The organism is Pseudoalteromonas sp. SIMBA_162 (genome assembly GCF_046535955.1).
In the GTDB taxonomy this organism is placed as follows: Bacteria; Pseudomonadota; Gammaproteobacteria; order Enterobacterales; family Alteromonadaceae; genus Pseudoalteromonas; species Pseudoalteromonas marina.
In genome coordinates this window covers 1-14653 of record NZ_JAWJBQ010000006.1, presented here as the reverse complement: position 1 = coordinate 14653, position 14653 = coordinate 1, and the positions used below count along the sequence as shown (strand labels likewise).

Sequence of the window (14653 nt, the reverse complement as noted above, 5' to 3'; positions counted from 1 at the left end):
ATTAATAGGGTTAATTAGCCGCGTCCAGCTTGTTTTTCTTTAATTTCTGCAAGTGTTTTACAGTCTACGCATAAATCGGCAGTTGGTCGCGCTTCTAGGCGGCGAATACCAATTTCGATGCCACAAGATTCACAAAAGCCAAAATCATCTTCTTTAATTAAAATAATTGTTTTTTCAATTTTTTTAATTAATTTACGTTCGCGGTCACGAGTTCGAAGTTCTAAAGAAAACTCTTCTTCTTGTGCAGCGCGGTCAACTGGGTCAGGAAAGTTAGCAGCTTCGTCTTGCATATGCGATTTTGTACGATCAACTTCGTTACGTAAATCGTTACGCCAAGTTTCTAAAATCGTTTTGAAATGAGCACGTTGTGCTTCATTCATATACTCTTCGCCTGGTTTTTCTTGGTATGGTTCTAAACCGGCTTGAGCCAATAAACCATGTTTCTTTTGGTCTGGCATAACTCTCTCCTAAATCCTTAATTTAATGCCTCAGCATTAGCCGGCGGTATAAATAACAGAAACTTATACCCTAGGCAAATTTATTTTTAATTATTCGAATTAGCTTCAACCATGCTTTGCGAGTAAAAAGTGCGTTAAATGAGGGTGCTTATTTAACTAACTTACTGGTTTGTAAAACTTGCCTATATATGAGGGCAAAACTTTAAAAAACAAGTTTAACTCTGGAATTGATTTTTATTGCTTCAATCTTTTCATCGCGTTGTTTGTTCTAATTACAATTACTGAGCTTAATGGTTGGGTTATACATTAAGCTACAAATGCTATTTTTTTATGAAGAACGACTTCGTTTGCGCAAATAAGTGCTTTATAAGCGATAACTTCAACACCGCCATCGATGGCTTGTTGTAAAAGCGCTGCGTATTTTTCATCAATATGCGCCGCCGCGCTAACAATATTAATACCCTCATGCAAAACAGCGAACAGTAGTACGGCGCGATGGCCTAATTCGACCACTTCAATAAGTTCGCGAAGGTGTTTTTGTCCACGCAGTGTTTGTGCATCCGGAAAATAACCTTGGCCGCTGTGTGGATCATCTTGGCTTATTAAAGTGACCGATTTAACTTCAACGTAGCAGCTTGGTTTGTTTGGGGTTGTGAGTAAAAAGTCGATTCGGCTATTTTCACTGCCGTATTTAACTTCACTTTGAAGTTGCTCATAGCCTGTTAGTTCATCAATCACTTTATGATTAATCGCTTCTTCTACTACTTTATTGGCTACCGCTGTATTAACACATATTAATTGCCCTAAATTGTTTTTGGTCAGCTCTAATGAATGTGGATACTTTCGTTTTGCGTTATCGCTGGTTGAATAAAAAGCAGTAAAACCTGGTTCGGCGCAGCCGGTCATTTTTCCGGTGTTAGCACAATGGGCGGTAAACTCAGCGCCATTGTTTAATTTTAAATCAGCTAAAAAGCGCTTGTAGCGTTTTAATAGTGTGGCTGATTGCAGTGCAGGTGTGTACTTCATGGTTGTGTCCAATGCGGTTAAATAGCGTGATAGGGGTTATTTATCTCAAGCTGTTGGGAACTTAGGCGCACTATAGTAAACTCAACAGCACATTTAAGTGCAAGGATATTCTAACATGAGTGAAAAATTTGTTGTTCAACTAAGCGAACACGCAGCACCGAGTCATTGGGGCGAAAGCGCAACGTTGTCTTTTAACGAGCGTGGCGCAACCGTTCATTTATCTGAGCAAGAAACATTAAAAAATGTTCAAAAAGCAGCGCGTACAATTGCTAATCAAGGTGTTAAGCATGTTGAGCTTGCGGGCGACACGTGGTGCACAGAGAGCCAATGGGCTTTTTACCAAGGCTTTGTAACACCAAAAATGTTAAATGGTGTTGAATTTGTTGATAACGCACAGTCAGATCTTAAAGAACTTGCGCATTTAAAAAGCTCAGCAACATGGGCGCGTGAAATGGTTAATGGCACCGCAGATGATATATACCCTGAAAGCCTTGCCGAAAAAGCAGCTGAGTTTATTCAATCGCTTGCGCCCGAGCACGTAAGCTATCAAATAATTAAAGGCGATGCGTTATTAGAGCAGCAATGGATTGGTATTCATGCTGTTGGTCGTGGAAGTGTTCGCCCTCCGGTATTGTTAGAGCTTGATTACAACCCAACAGGCGACGACAACGCACCCGTTAGTGCAGCCCTTGTGGGTAAAGGTATTACGTTTGATTCGGGCGGTTATTCAATTAAATCGAGCGAAGGCATGCTAGGAATGAAGTGCGATATGGGCGGTGCTGCAACAGTAACGGCTGGTTTAGCACTTGCTATTAATCGTGGCATTGAAAAGCGCATTAAATTATTTTTATGTTGTGCTGAGAACTTAATTTCTGGCCACGCTTACAAATTAGGCGATATTCTTACTTACAAAAATGGCACAACCGTTGAAATTGTAAATACTGATGCAGAAGGGCGTTTAGTGCTTGCCGATGGCTTAATGGCTGCGGGTGAAACAGGCGCACCTTTAATTATTGACGCTGCAACATTAACGGGGGCGGCGTTGGTTGCTGTTGGTCAAGAATACAATGCGTTGTTTGCACTAGATAAAGAGCTAGCGCGTGAGGTTGAAGGTTTTGCATCTCAAGAAATGGAAGCAGCTTGGCCATTACCACTTGAAAAGTGGCACCAACAAAACTGCCCATCACCTTATGCTGATACGGCTAACAGCCGAGCGCAAAAAGGGGGCGGCTATGGTGGTGCGTCAAATGCTGCAGGCTTTTTATCACGCTTTGTGCCAAACGATGGCAAAGGTTGGGTACACATTGATTTAGCTGCTGCATTTAACATGGGTAGCACGAGCCAATGGGCTGCAGGCGCAACAACACAAGGTATGCGCACGGTTGCTCGTACGTTGCTAGAAAAAGCATAATATTAACTAAGTTAGGCTTTTTATATTAAAATTAGGCACCGTTTGGTGCCTTTTTTGATCTACAAGCAAGCAATTTTATTTAATTTACGGTAAAATCCATCGCCAATACCTGTTTGAGTGGCTAAGTTGGTTTTACTCTAAACTACGCTCAAATATAATATCCACCACTGGGGTTTCTAACTATGTCAGATAAGTGCTATATCACAGCTCAACAGTTACTTGAAGATTCATTCCGCGTAGCGGCACAAGTATACAAAGACGGCTTTCGTCCTGATTTTATTATAGGTATTTGGCGAGGTGGTGCACCAATTGGTATTGCTGTGCAAGAATATTACGATTACAAAGGTATTGAAACTGACCACATTGCAGTGCGTACATCGTCTTATTACGGTATTGGCCAGCAATCAAAAGAAATTAAAGTACACGGCTTACATTACATTGTAGAAAACGCTAATGCGGGTGATTCTCTGCTTATTGTTGATGATGTATTTGACTCAGGGCGCAGTATTGTTGCACTAAAAGAAAAGCTTTCAGAACTAATGCGCTTAAATTTACCGCGCGATATTCGAATTGCTTGCCCATACTACAAACCAAAAAATTCAAAAGTAGATACCGTGCCTGATTACTACATTCATGAGTCGGAAGAATGGTTAGTATTCCCGCATGAATTATCGGGTTTAACACCAGATGAAATTATTGAAGGTAAATCTGACTTAGTGAAAATTCACGATATTTTGTTAGAAGACTAATACAACGAGTGCATCAAATGCATATTTAGCCTTAAGAACGTGTTATTTTTTTAGGGCAATAAAAAAGGCCTTAATTGGCCTTTTTTTGTGTGCTTAGAGTTGTGCAAAGCTGTCTACATATTCACTAAGCATTGGAATATCGACCGCTTGTAAACCATTAGTACTTCTTTGTACTAGGCCTTTTTCTACTAACTCTGTTACAACACGCCTGTAAGCTCGCTCAGTGGTTGCAAAACGTTCAGCCTCTGCGTTTACCGTTGGGTAGGCTCTAAGTAGGGTAGGGTTGCTATTCTCGGCTCTCAGCAGGCAATCTTTAGCTATATTGTAGCTAAGTGGCAGTAATAACTTATCTAAGTTGATTTTTTGATTTTCTTGAAACTTAGCAGCAATAGTTTGTGCTGTGTATAAACTTAGCTCTGGTTTTTCGAGCAATAATGCACGCCAATGTCTTAATTCAATCAGGTTGTAAGTCACATCACTAAAACACGTTACCGTATAAATACACGGATTGTTGTTAAGTGCTTCTATTTCACCTATCAGGGTATTATTACAATCCAATTGTCCTAGCAGCAGGCGTCGTCCGTTTCCTACGTCATAACTAAATGACACAGTGCCGCTGCGCACAAGCACAAGCTTGCTTAAAGGCTGATCTTGATGGATCAGCACTTCTTTTTTTGATTGTTGATAACTACTACCTGCAAAGGTTAATAGCTGTTCAACAAGATAACTAGAAAAATGGTATTGAAACATCAATATGCTCTTCGGACATTTGTCCTATTTATTATGTTTTAATGACGGTAGCATTAACACATTAAGAATTTACGCTAACTTGCTACTAATACTTTTAGCTTTGCTATGGGTATTATTTTACCTTCATTTCCCGTGTAATGATTTAAGAATTTGTTGGTTTTTTTGCCGGCAAACTTTTTCAGGTTTTTAAGCAAGTTAGCTTTTTATTTACGTATGTCACTTCGCTTAATTATTAATATGAGAGAGCTACCCTCTTACTAGCCAATTATTTTTCAAAATCTAAATAACGCTCATAATTAAGCAAAGTGCTATTACTTTGCAATACTTACAACTGTAATAAGTTAGCATTAGTGTAATGCTAACCCAAAGGTTAGGAGAGAACAATTGAGTTGGGAATATTTAGGCTATATTGCGTCAGCTTTATTGGTTGCATCACTCACTATGACCGATGTAGTAAAGCTTCGTTGGTACAACATGTTAGGATGTATTGTGTTTACGGCTTACGGTGTAGCCATTGGTGCTGTTCCCGTTGTTTTTACCAACGCGTTACTGGCATTGGTTAACTTGTATCACATTATAAAATTATACCGTCAGCCAAAAGCTGTTCAGCCAGAGGCACAGCGGCCAAAAAACTAAATGACATGATTTTTAATAAAAAGGGTTAACTTGCGTTAACCCTTTTTTGTTTATTTAGCATCACTCTCTTTTTTATCGAATCGCTTCATACCGGCAATCCATGTTTGTAGCACCTGGGTTTTGTATATATCTTCAACGGGTACTTTAAAGTAATCTTTATCCACTAAAATAAAATCGGCCCATTTACCTTGCTCTAAGCTCCCTATTTTAAACTCTTGATGCGCAGCATAAGCACCGCCCAGTGTAAACGCACGTAGTGCATCTTCGCGGCTTAGTACTTCGCTTGGACGCCAGCCGTTTTCAGGCAGTTTGTTATGATCCATTCGCGTTATTGCTGAATATAAACCATCAAACGGGTTTGCAAGCTCTACAGGGTAGTCAGAACCCGCAGCAACCACTGAACCTTGTTGTAAAAATGTTTGCCATGCGTATGCAAAGCTAAGTTGCTTTTCAGTTAGGCGCTGCTCTGCCATATGCATGTCAGACGTAGCGTGAACAGGTTGCATTGATGGGATAATTTTTAGTGTTTTAAATCGAGGAATATCGTCTGGCGTTACTATTTGCGCGTGTTCTATGCGGTTGCGCAGTAAAATACCGCCTGTTTTTTTAAATACATTTTCGTAGGCGTCTAAAACCACACGATTGGCCTTGTCACCAATGGCATGGGTGTTGGCGGTAAAACCGTTTTTAAAGCTTTGCGTAAATAAAGCTTCGAGTTTTTCTTGGGTTTCAAGCATCAAACCATGATGGCCAGCACGGTCGGCATAATCTTCAATAAGCGCTGCGCCACGCGAGCCTAATGCCCCATCGGCATACACTTTAACACTGCGAATTTCCATAAAATCGTAGTTATCGTGATATGGCCCCGCTTTTAACATCGCTGGTAAATCTGGGCTAGCACCACTTAGCATTGCCACAATACGCAGAGGTAAATTACCTTGATCGCCGCGCTCTTTGTACACTTCCCATGTGGCTTTATCTATGCCAGCGTCATGAGTAGAAGTAATACCTAAGCTTAATAAGTGCTTTCCTGCGGCATCTAGCGAGTTGCTAATATCTTGTTTTGAAGGGGCTGGCATGTGCTGAACAATTAACGACTCAGCTTTATCAACAAAAATACCGGTAGGGTGACCAAATTCATCTTTTATTACTTCACCGCCTTTTGGCGATTTTGTATCGGCGTTAATGCCCGCAAGCTCAAGCGCTTTTGAGTTAACCCAAATTGCATGGCTATCAACACGAGATAAAACAACCGGACGATCGCTTACTACTTTGTCTAAATCTTTAGCGGTAGGAAAGCGCGTATCTGGCCATAGCTCTTGGTTCCATCCTCGGCCAATGATCCAACCTTGTTTGCCTTGCGCAAATTGCTTTAGTTTATTTGTAACGTCATCAACCGACTTAGCGCCGCGTACATCAAGTTGCGATAAGTTATCTCCTAGCCCAATAACGTGGCCGTGAGCATCTATTAAGCCGGGCAGTAATGTGTTGCCTTCTGCGTTTATTAATTTGGCATCTGGAAAACTTTCTTTTAGTGTGTCGCCGCCTACTTTTACAACTTTGCCATCTTTTATAACTAAAGTGCTAAATTGCTGAAGTTCACCTTTTTGCATTTTGCCTTTATAAAGCGGGGTGTAGCCATTAGCATTATAAATAACTTTGGTTTGTGCAATAGCAAAGCTAGAGCCCGCACAAAGGCTGGCAAGTACAAGTGGTTTAAGTAATTTTTTGAGTAACATAGGACACTGTTTTGTTATTTTTAGTGCAATAACACTAGCAAACCCTTTTTTAGAATACCAACAGGATGCGATAAGCTCGTAAAATAGACAGTTAAAGCTAAGCTGGTTGCTTAGCTGTTAAATTAATTACCTAAAACCTAAAGTTAGAAAGGTTACTTATGTAAGGGCTACTTACTGGCATATAAATGGTATTCGCTCAGTGTTAGCCGGCCGTCTTTATCTTGGTCGTAACGAATAAACTTAGACCACAAGACGGGGTCTATTGAGGCTTCAGAACGCGTTAAAAATCCGTCTTTGTTTCGGTCTATTTTTTTAAACTGGTTGTTAATAGTGTCACTTGCGGCAAAGCTTGATGCACTAAATACGGTTAGAGTGCATAAAATAAATAAGCGTATGGGGTTCATTAAAATACTCAGTAAAGATTGTTAGTAAGGTAGTTTTTAAATTCAATTAATGAAATTTGTTTATCTTGATTTTTATCCCACATTATAAACGTGCTAAGTAACTGTGGCTGGCGCTCTAATTCGTTATGGGTAAGGTAACCGCTTTTATCTGTATCGAGGTGATCAAAGCGTTGTTTTACATCAAGTGCTAAGGCATTAAAACTTAACAGCAATGCCGTGGTGGTTACAAAGCAACGTATCTTCATGGTAGTCCTTCCAAAAGGGTAATTAAGTTGTATTTAATAACGAGGTATAAAGCTTGATCAGATAAAGCACTTGCCATAATTTAACTCCCAACATTAAATCCTTTTACACACTCCCTCAGGGATTATGGCAAATGCTTTAGTACACTTTACAAGTTAAAAGCTTAAGCAAAACTTAATCTGTTATGGCTTAAAGTTTTCAAACTCTGCTTTAGAGATCATCTCATCGTTGTCTTCGTCTAAATCGGTAAACTGTCTAAGCAGCTCTTTATCCTCCTTAGCTTCAACAAACGAGATACTGCCGTCCATGTTTGTATCTAAGTGTGCAAATCGCACAGCCGAAGGAGATGCCAGCACTGTTGCACTAATAGCTAAAAATAATAATAAAAACGCGGCAATAAGTTGCTTCATAATTTCATTCCTTTTGAAGTTGAATTATTGAATAAATTTACTAAATTCATTTAGCGACAGTTGGCCACTTTGGTCTGTGTCTATTTGTGCAAAGTTTTCCTTAAGCACAGCATCCATTTGGGCCTCGGCTTCGCTTAACAAGCCGTTATTATCCTTATCTAGCGCATCAAACGTAGCCTCAACGTCCATAGCATGTGCGTCTGTATTAACTAAACCTAATGCAAGTAATGTTGAAAAAACCAACGCTTTTGCTCTCATGAGTATTTCCTTATTAAATTCATTTGTCATACCTACTAACAAAAAGGGTGCCATGTTTTGTTTTTGTTTATTTTCAATGATTTACGTTTTGTTGCTTGAAAGGGGAGGTAAAAATTACACTTTATGTGTGTAATTTTGTATGAGTACAGCAACAGAGTGTGAGGTATTTTGTATGATGTTAACTAAATCAATAGGTTGCAATGTTGCTATTTAGCAACACTATAGCGAGTGAATATTAATATGGTTCAGCATGTGTATAGGCGGTATTGATAATAATAGGCGAGTTATTTACTGATAGAGTTTTCTGCAATGGCTGCAACGTTTACTAAACATTACAATGCAATGCTTAATTGGCGCCCTAATTTAATAGGGCAGTTTGCGTTAAGTATGCTGCTGTCGTTATTGCCACTGTCTATAGTGGTCATTGTGTTTTTAAATGCGTTAAACAAGCAGCTAGCAACCACTCAACAAATTGTGAGTAATAATTATAAGCTTACAAAATCGTTCGCTAGCTTAAAGCAAGACCTTAACAGTCTTGAGCGCGCAACAAGACAAAACTGGGTATTAAAAAGTGATTCGCTCGACACCCTCATAGTTGATAAATGGCAATCTTCAGTACAAAGCATCAACGACCTTAAACACATTAATACAAACCCAGATTACACAAGCAAATGGGCACAGCTTTTAAATGTTTTACAAACAGCAAACCAGCAACTTGTTGAACAAAAAAAACAAGATGCAGCGCTATTTGTACCTTTAAGCGAGTTAATGACAGAGCTAACAATATGGCTTAAAAATAAAAACGAAGCGCAAATAACTCTTAATCAAAACGAGCTAGCTAACTTGCAAACGTCGTTTATAAATTGGCTGGTGGCACTTATTCCACTTACTTTATTGGTTGGTGGTGGCTTTTTATGGCGTATAAGTGGGCGCTTAAAGGGATTAACTAGGGTTATTGATAAGCTAGGGCAAGGGGATTGGCAGCAAAAAATAGCAGTAAAAGGCTCATCAGAGTTAGTGGAACTTGGAGAAAAACTACAGTGGGTACAAACTCAGCTGCATATGCTTGAGCAACAAAAAGATACGTTTTTACGCCACGTAACACACGAGCTTAAAACACCACTTGCCTCTATGGTTGAAGGAACCGATTTACTAACAGATGAAATTGTTGGCCCCATTAATGACGAACAAAAAGCAGTGCTTTCCCTCATAACTCAATCTATGGTGCGCCTTCGCATGATGATAGACAGCCTACTGAGTTATAACGCTATTAGAGCAACGATAAACAACTCAAGCGAGGTTAATATTGATCATTTAATTAAAAAAATTAATGGCCATTTTGAGCATCGTCTAACGGCTCGAAAGCAACGTATTCAGTGGCAAAACACTGTTTCAAGCACTGTCCTTGCGCTTCCTAATGAGCTAATAGAAATGATGCTAATTCAGTTAATTTCAAATAGCTTAAAATTTTCTGATGATAACCAAGGTGTGACTGTAAATTTAAAATGCGAGCAACATCACCTGTGTTTGGTAGTGGCCGATAATGGCTGTGGCATTAAAGAACACGAAATAAACCATATTTTTAGTGCGTTTTATCAAGGTAAACATGACCAAAGCATTACCTTACAAGGCAGTGGTTTGGGCCTAACAATTGTAAAAGAAACGGTTGAGCAACTACAAGGCACATTAAGTGTTGAGAAAAATAAACCACACGGTTGCCGTTTTTTAATAAAAATACCAATCAGTAAAAATTTAGGAGTTAATTAACAATGCGCATACTCACTATTTTATGTGTGCTTGCAGGTAGCCTAATTGTATCGGGTTGTGAGCTTAATAATGGCACGCAAGCGCAGGGTGGTAATAAAACATCAAATACTAAAAACGTATCTCCTAGCCCCAAGGCAATGCCTAAATTAGCCCCTGTTTATCCCTCTGCTGAGCGGGTTATAGCGCTTCATGCAAATCAATGTGGTGGGTTTACATTGCCACCAACAAAGCGATCATTTAAAGGTGAAAATGAGCTAAAAGCATTTTTTAAATTTATGTGCTTAAAAGTAAGTACCGACCCAAATACAGTAATGACCAAGTTACTCAAACTCGACCTAGCCTATTTTTGGCCTGATGATATAAAGCAGTATTTATGGCTGCAAAAACAGCAGATTACCTTACAAATAAATGCTCAAAAAGAGCAACAAGCACTTAATAACCAAATGCAGAAAACCCTGTCGTCGCTGGCAGATATAGAGCAGCAGTTGTTACTTCGCGAAGACACTAAGGAGCAGTAACCATGGCCACAAATAGTCCGCACAAAGCAAAAGTGTTATTAGTTGATGACGATGCAAGTTTATTAAAGTTACTTGCTATTCGTATTGAATCAAAAGGCTATCAAGTAACAACTTGTGAAAGTGGCTTAGCAGCGCTACAAATTTTAAAAAGCCACGTGTTTGATGCCGTCATTACCGACTTACGAATGGATGAAATGGACGGCATGGCGCTGCATCGTCAACTGCAAAGCAGATACCCTGCATTACCGGTAATTATGATGACAGCGCATGGCTCTATTCCCGATGCGGTTGAAGCCACTAAACAAGGCATTTTTGCCTTCATTACTAAACCGGTCGATAAAGACGAGCTATTTGATAGCCTTGCAAATGCAATAGACATTCACGGTGTAAATACCGATGAAGCCCCATCAAAAAGTAATATAGTAACGCGCAGTGGTGCCATGCTGCACTTGCTTGAACAAGTTAAGTTACTTGGGCCTACTCACGTTAATGTACTTATTTCGGGGGCCAGTGGAACGGGTAAGGAGTTATTAGCGCAGGCTATTCATCAGCATAGCCAAGTAAGTAACGGGCCCTTTGTGGCTATAAATTGTGGTGCTGTACCAGGGGAGCTTTTAGAGTCTGAATTATTTGGCCATAAAAAAGGAGCGTTTACTGGTGCCGTAAAAGATCACCAAGGTTTATTTCAGCAAGCGCAGGGCGGTACATTATTTTTAGATGAAATTGGCGATATGCCCCTTAACTTACAAGTAAAGTTACTGCGTGTACTGCAAGAAAAAACCATTCGCCCAGTGGGTTTTCAAGAGGAGATCTCAATTGATGTGCGTATTGTATCGGCAACTCACAAAAACTTGCCCGAAGCCATAAAAAACCAGCAGTTTAGAGAAGATTTGTACTACCGCCTAAATGTAGTTAATTTAAAATTACCACCACTGTGTGAACGCCGTGAAGACATAAGCCTACTAGCCCAATACTTTAGCGCAAGTATCGCTAAACGAATGAACCAAAATGAAAAACATTTTGCCAATGATGCTATGCACGTATTGGTACGTTATGATTGGCCTGGAAATATACGTCAGTTACAAAATGTTGTTGAACAAGTGGTAGCCTTAACACCTGGTGAGGTTATTTCAGCGCATTTAGTATTAGCAGCACTCGATAGCAACGAAAAAAGTGTAGAGCCACTTTCATTAAACGACGCTAAAAAAGAGTTTGAACGTGATTACGTTATTAATACGCTAAAAATGGCAGGCGGCAACGTAGCTGAAGGGGCCAAGCTTGCTAAGCGTAATCGTTCAGACTTTTATAAACTCATTAAAAAACACAATATTGACGTTGATACTTTGGCGTAAAAAAATTAAAGGAATCCTCATGCAGTTATTTATGGTGTATTTAGGCGGGCGGATTCAAGGCTGCCACATAGAAATGCACGACATTCGTTTTGTAGTTGGGCAAAACATAGAGCAAACCTACACCAAATTAAAAAGCCAATGGGTTGGCGACAAAAACAGCGTACACATGGATAGTTTTATGGCTGTTAACAATATTGATGGCTACAAAGTAGAAGTGGTAGAGGGGGATGTTGAACAAAATAAACAACTATATTTTGTAAACTTAGGCGCTTACAGAAGCGACTCAATGGCAGAGCAACACGACTTTGCATTATATGTAGCAAGCAGCAGTGAAGAGGCAAAGCAGCGTGCTAAACATGATTTATTAGCAGGCCTGAGCCATATTCATAAAGACGACTTACACGACGTAGACGATTGCTTTGCAATTGATTTACTCGACAGCCAATTATCAATAAAACTTAGCCCAAGTGGGCTTTCACAACCTATAAAACCGGATTGGTTTGGTTACCATGTTTTATAAGTTAAGTAATCTGAGCACTGAATAATAAAGCTATCTTAAGCCGCTATTTTTCTTGCTCGTTTTGCTCATTTTTTTCACTGTTTGATGCCAGCTTAAAAGCCACAATAACTAAGCCAAACATAGCAAACGGCAAGGCTGCTAACATATACTCAACCATGTTGCTGTCTTGAAAGTTAGCTTGCAATAAAAAGTGCCCCGCCACACACATAACAATAACAACGAGTAAAATTGGCAATAGCATGAGCTCTTTTTTTGATGAATGATTTTTCATTGAATAACAGCTTAAACAAAAAATGATGCGCTATTGTAATGAGCTTGCATATGCTTGGCAAACCACAACGCTTTTAATGATATGATTGCTATAAATGAAGTTTGTAAATTAGTGTGGAAACAACGTGGAAAGTAGCTTAAAAAACGTTTACCTAGTCGGTGGAGCAGTACGCGATAAACTGCTAAACATTGCATCAAAAGATAACGATTATGTGGTTATTGGCGAAACGCCCAGTACCATGGAATCGCTTGGCTTTTTACCAATAGGTAGCGACTTTCCTGTTTATTTGCACCCAAAAACAAAAGAAGAATACGCACTAGGGCGTACCGAACGAAAAAGCGGCAAAGGTTATACCGGTTTTGTGGTAGACGCTAGCCCAAGCGTAACACTAGAAGAAGACCTCGCAAGGCGCGACTTAACCATAAACTCTATGGCACTTGACGAAAACGGTAAAATTATTGACCCTTTTAATGGCCAACACGATTTACAAAACAAAATACTTCGCCACACCACACACGCCTTTGTAGAAGACCCTGTGCGAGTGTTGCGTATTGCACGGTTTTTAGCGCGTTATGGCAGCGATTGGCAAATTCATCCCAGCACTTATGCGTTAATGCGAGAGCTTAAAAATAAAGGCGAGCTTAACCATTTAGTGCCTGAACGGGTATGGTTAGAAACCGAAAAAGCGCTTAGCGAAAAACACCCCGAGCTTTACTTTCAAGCATTAGATGGGCTGGGCATTTTTCCTGAAATAGAACAAATGAAAAACGTACCACAACCTGCCAATCATCACCCTGAAGGCGATGTATTTGTGCATACAATGTTGGTGCTCAGGCGTGCAGCCGACTTAAATTTTAACTTAGAAACCCGCTTTGCTGCGCTTACCCACGATTTTGGTAAAGCCCTTAGCTATAAAATACGCGGCAATTTACGCGGTCACGAACGCGAAGGGGTAGCGGTGGTAGAGTCATTTTGTAATCGTTTAAAAGTACCTAATCGTTTTCGTGATATTGGCGTATTGACCAGCGATAATCACACTTTATGCCATACGATTGATCAGCTTAGGCCGCAAACTATTCATAAATTAATTGTCACTAATTTAAATGGTTTGGTGCACCCTGAACGCTTTTTAGCATTTACTCAAGCCTGCCAGTGTGACGCGCAAGGTCGCGGAGAAACACTGGTTAATAAGCCTTACCCGCAGGCAATTAAGTTGCGCGCCATTCATAGTAAATTACAGCAAATGGATAAAAAGCACATAGTGCAAGAGGCGCTTAAAAGTGGCAAAAAAGGCCCAGAAATAGGCGAGGCAGTAAAGCTGGCAGAAATAAACTGTATCAAAGCGTTTTTAAGTGATGAGCCAAGTACAACAAGCTAACTAGTGTAAATTAAGTCAAGTATTGAGATACGCCTTGCACCTCAAGGCGCGGTACTTTTAAAGGTCGCTTATTTGCGTATGCTGTGGTTTATTTGCCTCTGGCTCAGCGTTTTTATCAGATTTATATAAACTAAAAATAAAGTCGAGCTCTTCTCGTTCAAGTGATGGGGTCACGGCAAATCCTACTGCTTAATGCGTTAATATATCCCCAGAGTATGTGAACGCGACTGAATTAAAAGTGAATAGTTACAAAGGAAGGTGACTGTTTATTTCCTCACTGTTTATTAGCACATTACTTTTCTGTCTAATATTACTGATCTCTACCATTTTGGTGTATTTCTACATTTAGAATATTTAAATGCTACATAACTATTTGTTTACATGCGCTTATTAGCTGGCTACATTGGATTGATTGTAATATTTGGACATATGCCGGTTTATAAAGCGACACATGTCGGATACAAAGTTGTTATGTGGTTCACAGGATAGAATTATATGGATATATTTGAGTATAAAGTAGAAAAAGTTGGTGGTCTTTTTACATTTCGCACTACCAAATTTGTTAGGTTGCAAACTCGCTGCACAGAACTGGGAAAACAAGGCTGGGAATTAGTTAGCGTAAATTACGATTGGTTTACAGTCACGTATACAATGTTTTTTAAGCGGATACGGCCTAAGAAAACCATATAACAACACGCCCTGAGGTGGACGACTAGTAAAATTTAGCTATTAACTGCAAATTTTAAAAGTGGTGAGCCTCTGC

General features: G+C 39.7%; 17 protein-coding genes. 8 read left to right on the top strand and 9 right to left on the bottom strand.

Going from position 1 to position 14653, the window contains the following annotated elements:
• Positions 1-14: 14 nt before the first annotated feature.
• The gene (gene dksA, locus R0J88_RS05870; RefSeq protein WP_006791878.1) at positions 15-458 is read right to left on the bottom strand and encodes an RNA polymerase-binding protein DksA; all 444 of its coding nucleotides are present in this window, start codon (positions 456-458) and stop codon (positions 15-17) included.
• Between the two features lie 306 nt (positions 459-764).
• Positions 765-1484 carry a DNA/RNA nuclease SfsA gene (gene sfsA / locus R0J88_RS05865; protein ID WP_138740512.1) on the bottom strand — a complete coding sequence of 240 codons (720 nt, stop codon included), beginning with the start codon at positions 1482-1484 and terminating at the stop codon, positions 765-767.
• Positions 1485-1599: 115 nt separating this feature from the next.
• On the opposite strand from sfsA, the gene pepB reads away from it, so the two are divergent.
• Positions 1600-2895: an aminopeptidase PepB gene (gene pepB, locus R0J88_RS05860; RefSeq protein ID WP_410899384.1), complete on the top strand. Its 1296-nt coding sequence runs from the start codon at positions 1600-1602 to the stop codon at positions 2893-2895.
• A 182-nt stretch (positions 2896-3077) separates the two neighbouring features.
• Positions 3078-3644 carry a phosphoribosyltransferase gene (locus R0J88_RS05855; RefSeq protein ID WP_006791881.1) on the top strand — a complete coding sequence of 189 codons (567 nt, stop codon included), beginning with the start codon at positions 3078-3080 and terminating at the stop codon, positions 3642-3644.
• 93 nt (positions 3645-3737) lie between these two features.
• On the opposite strand, the gene R0J88_RS05850 is transcribed toward R0J88_RS05855, so the two are convergent.
• Positions 3738-4394 carry a Crp/Fnr family transcriptional regulator gene (locus R0J88_RS05850; RefSeq protein ID WP_010555776.1) on the bottom strand — a complete coding sequence of 219 codons (657 nt, stop codon included), beginning with the start codon at positions 4392-4394 and terminating at the stop codon, positions 3738-3740.
• A 384-nt stretch (positions 4395-4778) separates the two neighbouring features.
• Between R0J88_RS05850 and R0J88_RS05845 the strand changes: the two genes are divergently transcribed.
• Positions 4779-5030, top strand: a complete 252-nt coding sequence (locus R0J88_RS05845; RefSeq protein ID WP_410899382.1) for a uroporphyrinogen decarboxylase — start codon at positions 4779-4781, stop codon at positions 5028-5030.
• Between the two features lie 50 nt (positions 5031-5080).
• On the opposite strand, the gene R0J88_RS05840 is transcribed toward R0J88_RS05845, so the two are convergent.
• The 5 genes from R0J88_RS05840 to R0J88_RS05820 form a co-directional block, all read right to left on the bottom strand.
• Positions 5081-6769 (bottom strand): amidohydrolase, encoded by a 1689-nt coding sequence (locus tag R0J88_RS05840; protein ID WP_410899381.1) that lies wholly within the window; start codon positions 6767-6769, stop codon positions 5081-5083.
• 167 nt (positions 6770-6936) lie between these two features.
• The gene (locus R0J88_RS05835) at positions 6937-7173 is read right to left on the bottom strand and encodes an EF-hand domain-containing protein (protein WP_410899380.1); all 237 of its coding nucleotides are present in this window, start codon (positions 7171-7173) and stop codon (positions 6937-6939) included.
• A gap of 8 nt (positions 7174-7181) precedes the next feature.
• The gene (locus R0J88_RS05830; RefSeq protein WP_271480351.1) at positions 7182-7418 is read right to left on the bottom strand and encodes an EF-hand domain-containing protein; all 237 of its coding nucleotides are present in this window, start codon (positions 7416-7418) and stop codon (positions 7182-7184) included.
• A 180-nt stretch (positions 7419-7598) separates the two neighbouring features.
• Positions 7599-7826 carry a hypothetical protein gene (locus R0J88_RS05825; protein ID WP_006791887.1) on the bottom strand — a complete coding sequence of 76 codons (228 nt, stop codon included), beginning with the start codon at positions 7824-7826 and terminating at the stop codon, positions 7599-7601.
• 24 nt (positions 7827-7850) lie between these two features.
• Entirely contained in the window at positions 7851-8084 is a 234-nt protein-coding gene (locus R0J88_RS05820) for an EF-hand domain-containing protein (RefSeq protein WP_305397575.1), read from the bottom strand.
• A 309-nt stretch (positions 8085-8393) separates the two neighbouring features.
• Here R0J88_RS05820 and R0J88_RS05815 point away from each other — a divergent pair, with 309 nt between their 5' ends.
• The 4 genes from R0J88_RS05815 to R0J88_RS05800 are packed head-to-tail and all read left to right on the top strand — an operon-like array spanning position 8394 to position 12241.
• Positions 8394-9851, top strand: a complete 1458-nt coding sequence (locus R0J88_RS05815; RefSeq protein ID WP_410899379.1) for an ATP-binding protein — start codon at positions 8394-8396, stop codon at positions 9849-9851.
• Between the two features lie 2 nt (positions 9852-9853).
• Positions 9854-10369, top strand: coding sequence for a hypothetical protein (locus R0J88_RS05810; RefSeq protein ID WP_305470794.1), 516 nt, complete (start codon positions 9854-9856; stop codon positions 10367-10369).
• A 2-nt stretch (positions 10370-10371) separates the two neighbouring features.
• Entirely contained in the window at positions 10372-11721 is a 1350-nt protein-coding gene (locus R0J88_RS05805) for a sigma 54-interacting transcriptional regulator (protein WP_410899378.1), read from the top strand.
• 19 nt (positions 11722-11740) lie between these two features.
• Positions 11741-12241 (top strand): DUF1543 domain-containing protein, encoded by a 501-nt coding sequence (locus R0J88_RS05800; protein WP_410899377.1) that lies wholly within the window; start codon positions 11741-11743, stop codon positions 12239-12241.
• 43 nt (positions 12242-12284) lie between these two features.
• Here the strand turns inward: R0J88_RS05800 and R0J88_RS05795 are convergent, their stop codons facing one another.
• Positions 12285-12512, bottom strand: coding sequence for a hypothetical protein (locus R0J88_RS05795; protein WP_039036470.1), 228 nt, complete (start codon positions 12510-12512; stop codon positions 12285-12287).
• Between the two features lie 124 nt (positions 12513-12636).
• Between R0J88_RS05795 and R0J88_RS05790 the strand changes: the two genes are divergently transcribed.
• Positions 12637-13890 carry a multifunctional CCA addition/repair protein gene (locus R0J88_RS05790; RefSeq protein ID WP_410899376.1) on the top strand — a complete coding sequence of 418 codons (1254 nt, stop codon included), beginning with the start codon at positions 12637-12639 and terminating at the stop codon, positions 13888-13890.
• The last annotated feature ends 763 nt before the right edge of the window (positions 13891-14653 follow it).

Coding starts and splice junctions, on each gene's coding strand:
- dksA (WP_006791878.1), bottom strand. CDS start 458: ATGCCAGACCAAAAGAAACATGGTTTATTGGCTCAAGCCGGTTTAGAA.
- sfsA (WP_138740512.1), bottom strand. CDS start 1,484: ATGAAGTACACACCTGCACTGCAATCAGCCACACTATTAAAACGCTAC.
- pepB (WP_410899384.1), top strand. CDS start 1,600: ATGAGTGAAAAATTTGTTGTTCAACTAAGCGAACACGCAGCACCGAGT.
- R0J88_RS05855 (WP_006791881.1), top strand. CDS start 3,078: ATGTCAGATAAGTGCTATATCACAGCTCAACAGTTACTTGAAGATTCA.
- R0J88_RS05850 (WP_010555776.1), bottom strand. CDS start 4,394: ATGTTTCAATACCATTTTTCTAGTTATCTTGTTGAACAGCTATTAACC.
- R0J88_RS05840 (WP_410899381.1), bottom strand. CDS start 6,769: ATGTTACTCAAAAAATTACTTAAACCACTTGTACTTGCCAGCCTTTGT.
- R0J88_RS05835 (WP_410899380.1), bottom strand. CDS start 7,173: ATGAACCCCATACGCTTATTTATTTTATGCACTCTAACCGTATTTAGT.
- R0J88_RS05830 (WP_271480351.1), bottom strand. CDS start 7,418: ATGAAGATACGTTGCTTTGTAACCACCACGGCATTGCTGTTAAGTTTT.
- R0J88_RS05825 (WP_006791887.1), bottom strand. CDS start 7,826: ATGAAGCAACTTATTGCCGCGTTTTTATTATTATTTTTAGCTATTAGT.
- R0J88_RS05820 (WP_305397575.1), bottom strand. CDS start 8,084: ATGAGAGCAAAAGCGTTGGTTTTTTCAACATTACTTGCATTAGGTTTA.
- R0J88_RS05815 (WP_410899379.1), top strand. CDS start 8,394: ATGGCTGCAACGTTTACTAAACATTACAATGCAATGCTTAATTGGCGC.
- R0J88_RS05810 (WP_305470794.1), top strand. CDS start 9,854: ATGCGCATACTCACTATTTTATGTGTGCTTGCAGGTAGCCTAATTGTA.
- R0J88_RS05805 (WP_410899378.1), top strand. CDS start 10,372: ATGGCCACAAATAGTCCGCACAAAGCAAAAGTGTTATTAGTTGATGAC.
- R0J88_RS05800 (WP_410899377.1), top strand. CDS start 11,741: ATGCAGTTATTTATGGTGTATTTAGGCGGGCGGATTCAAGGCTGCCAC.
- R0J88_RS05795 (WP_039036470.1), bottom strand. CDS start 12,512: ATGAAAAATCATTCATCAAAAAAAGAGCTCATGCTATTGCCAATTTTA.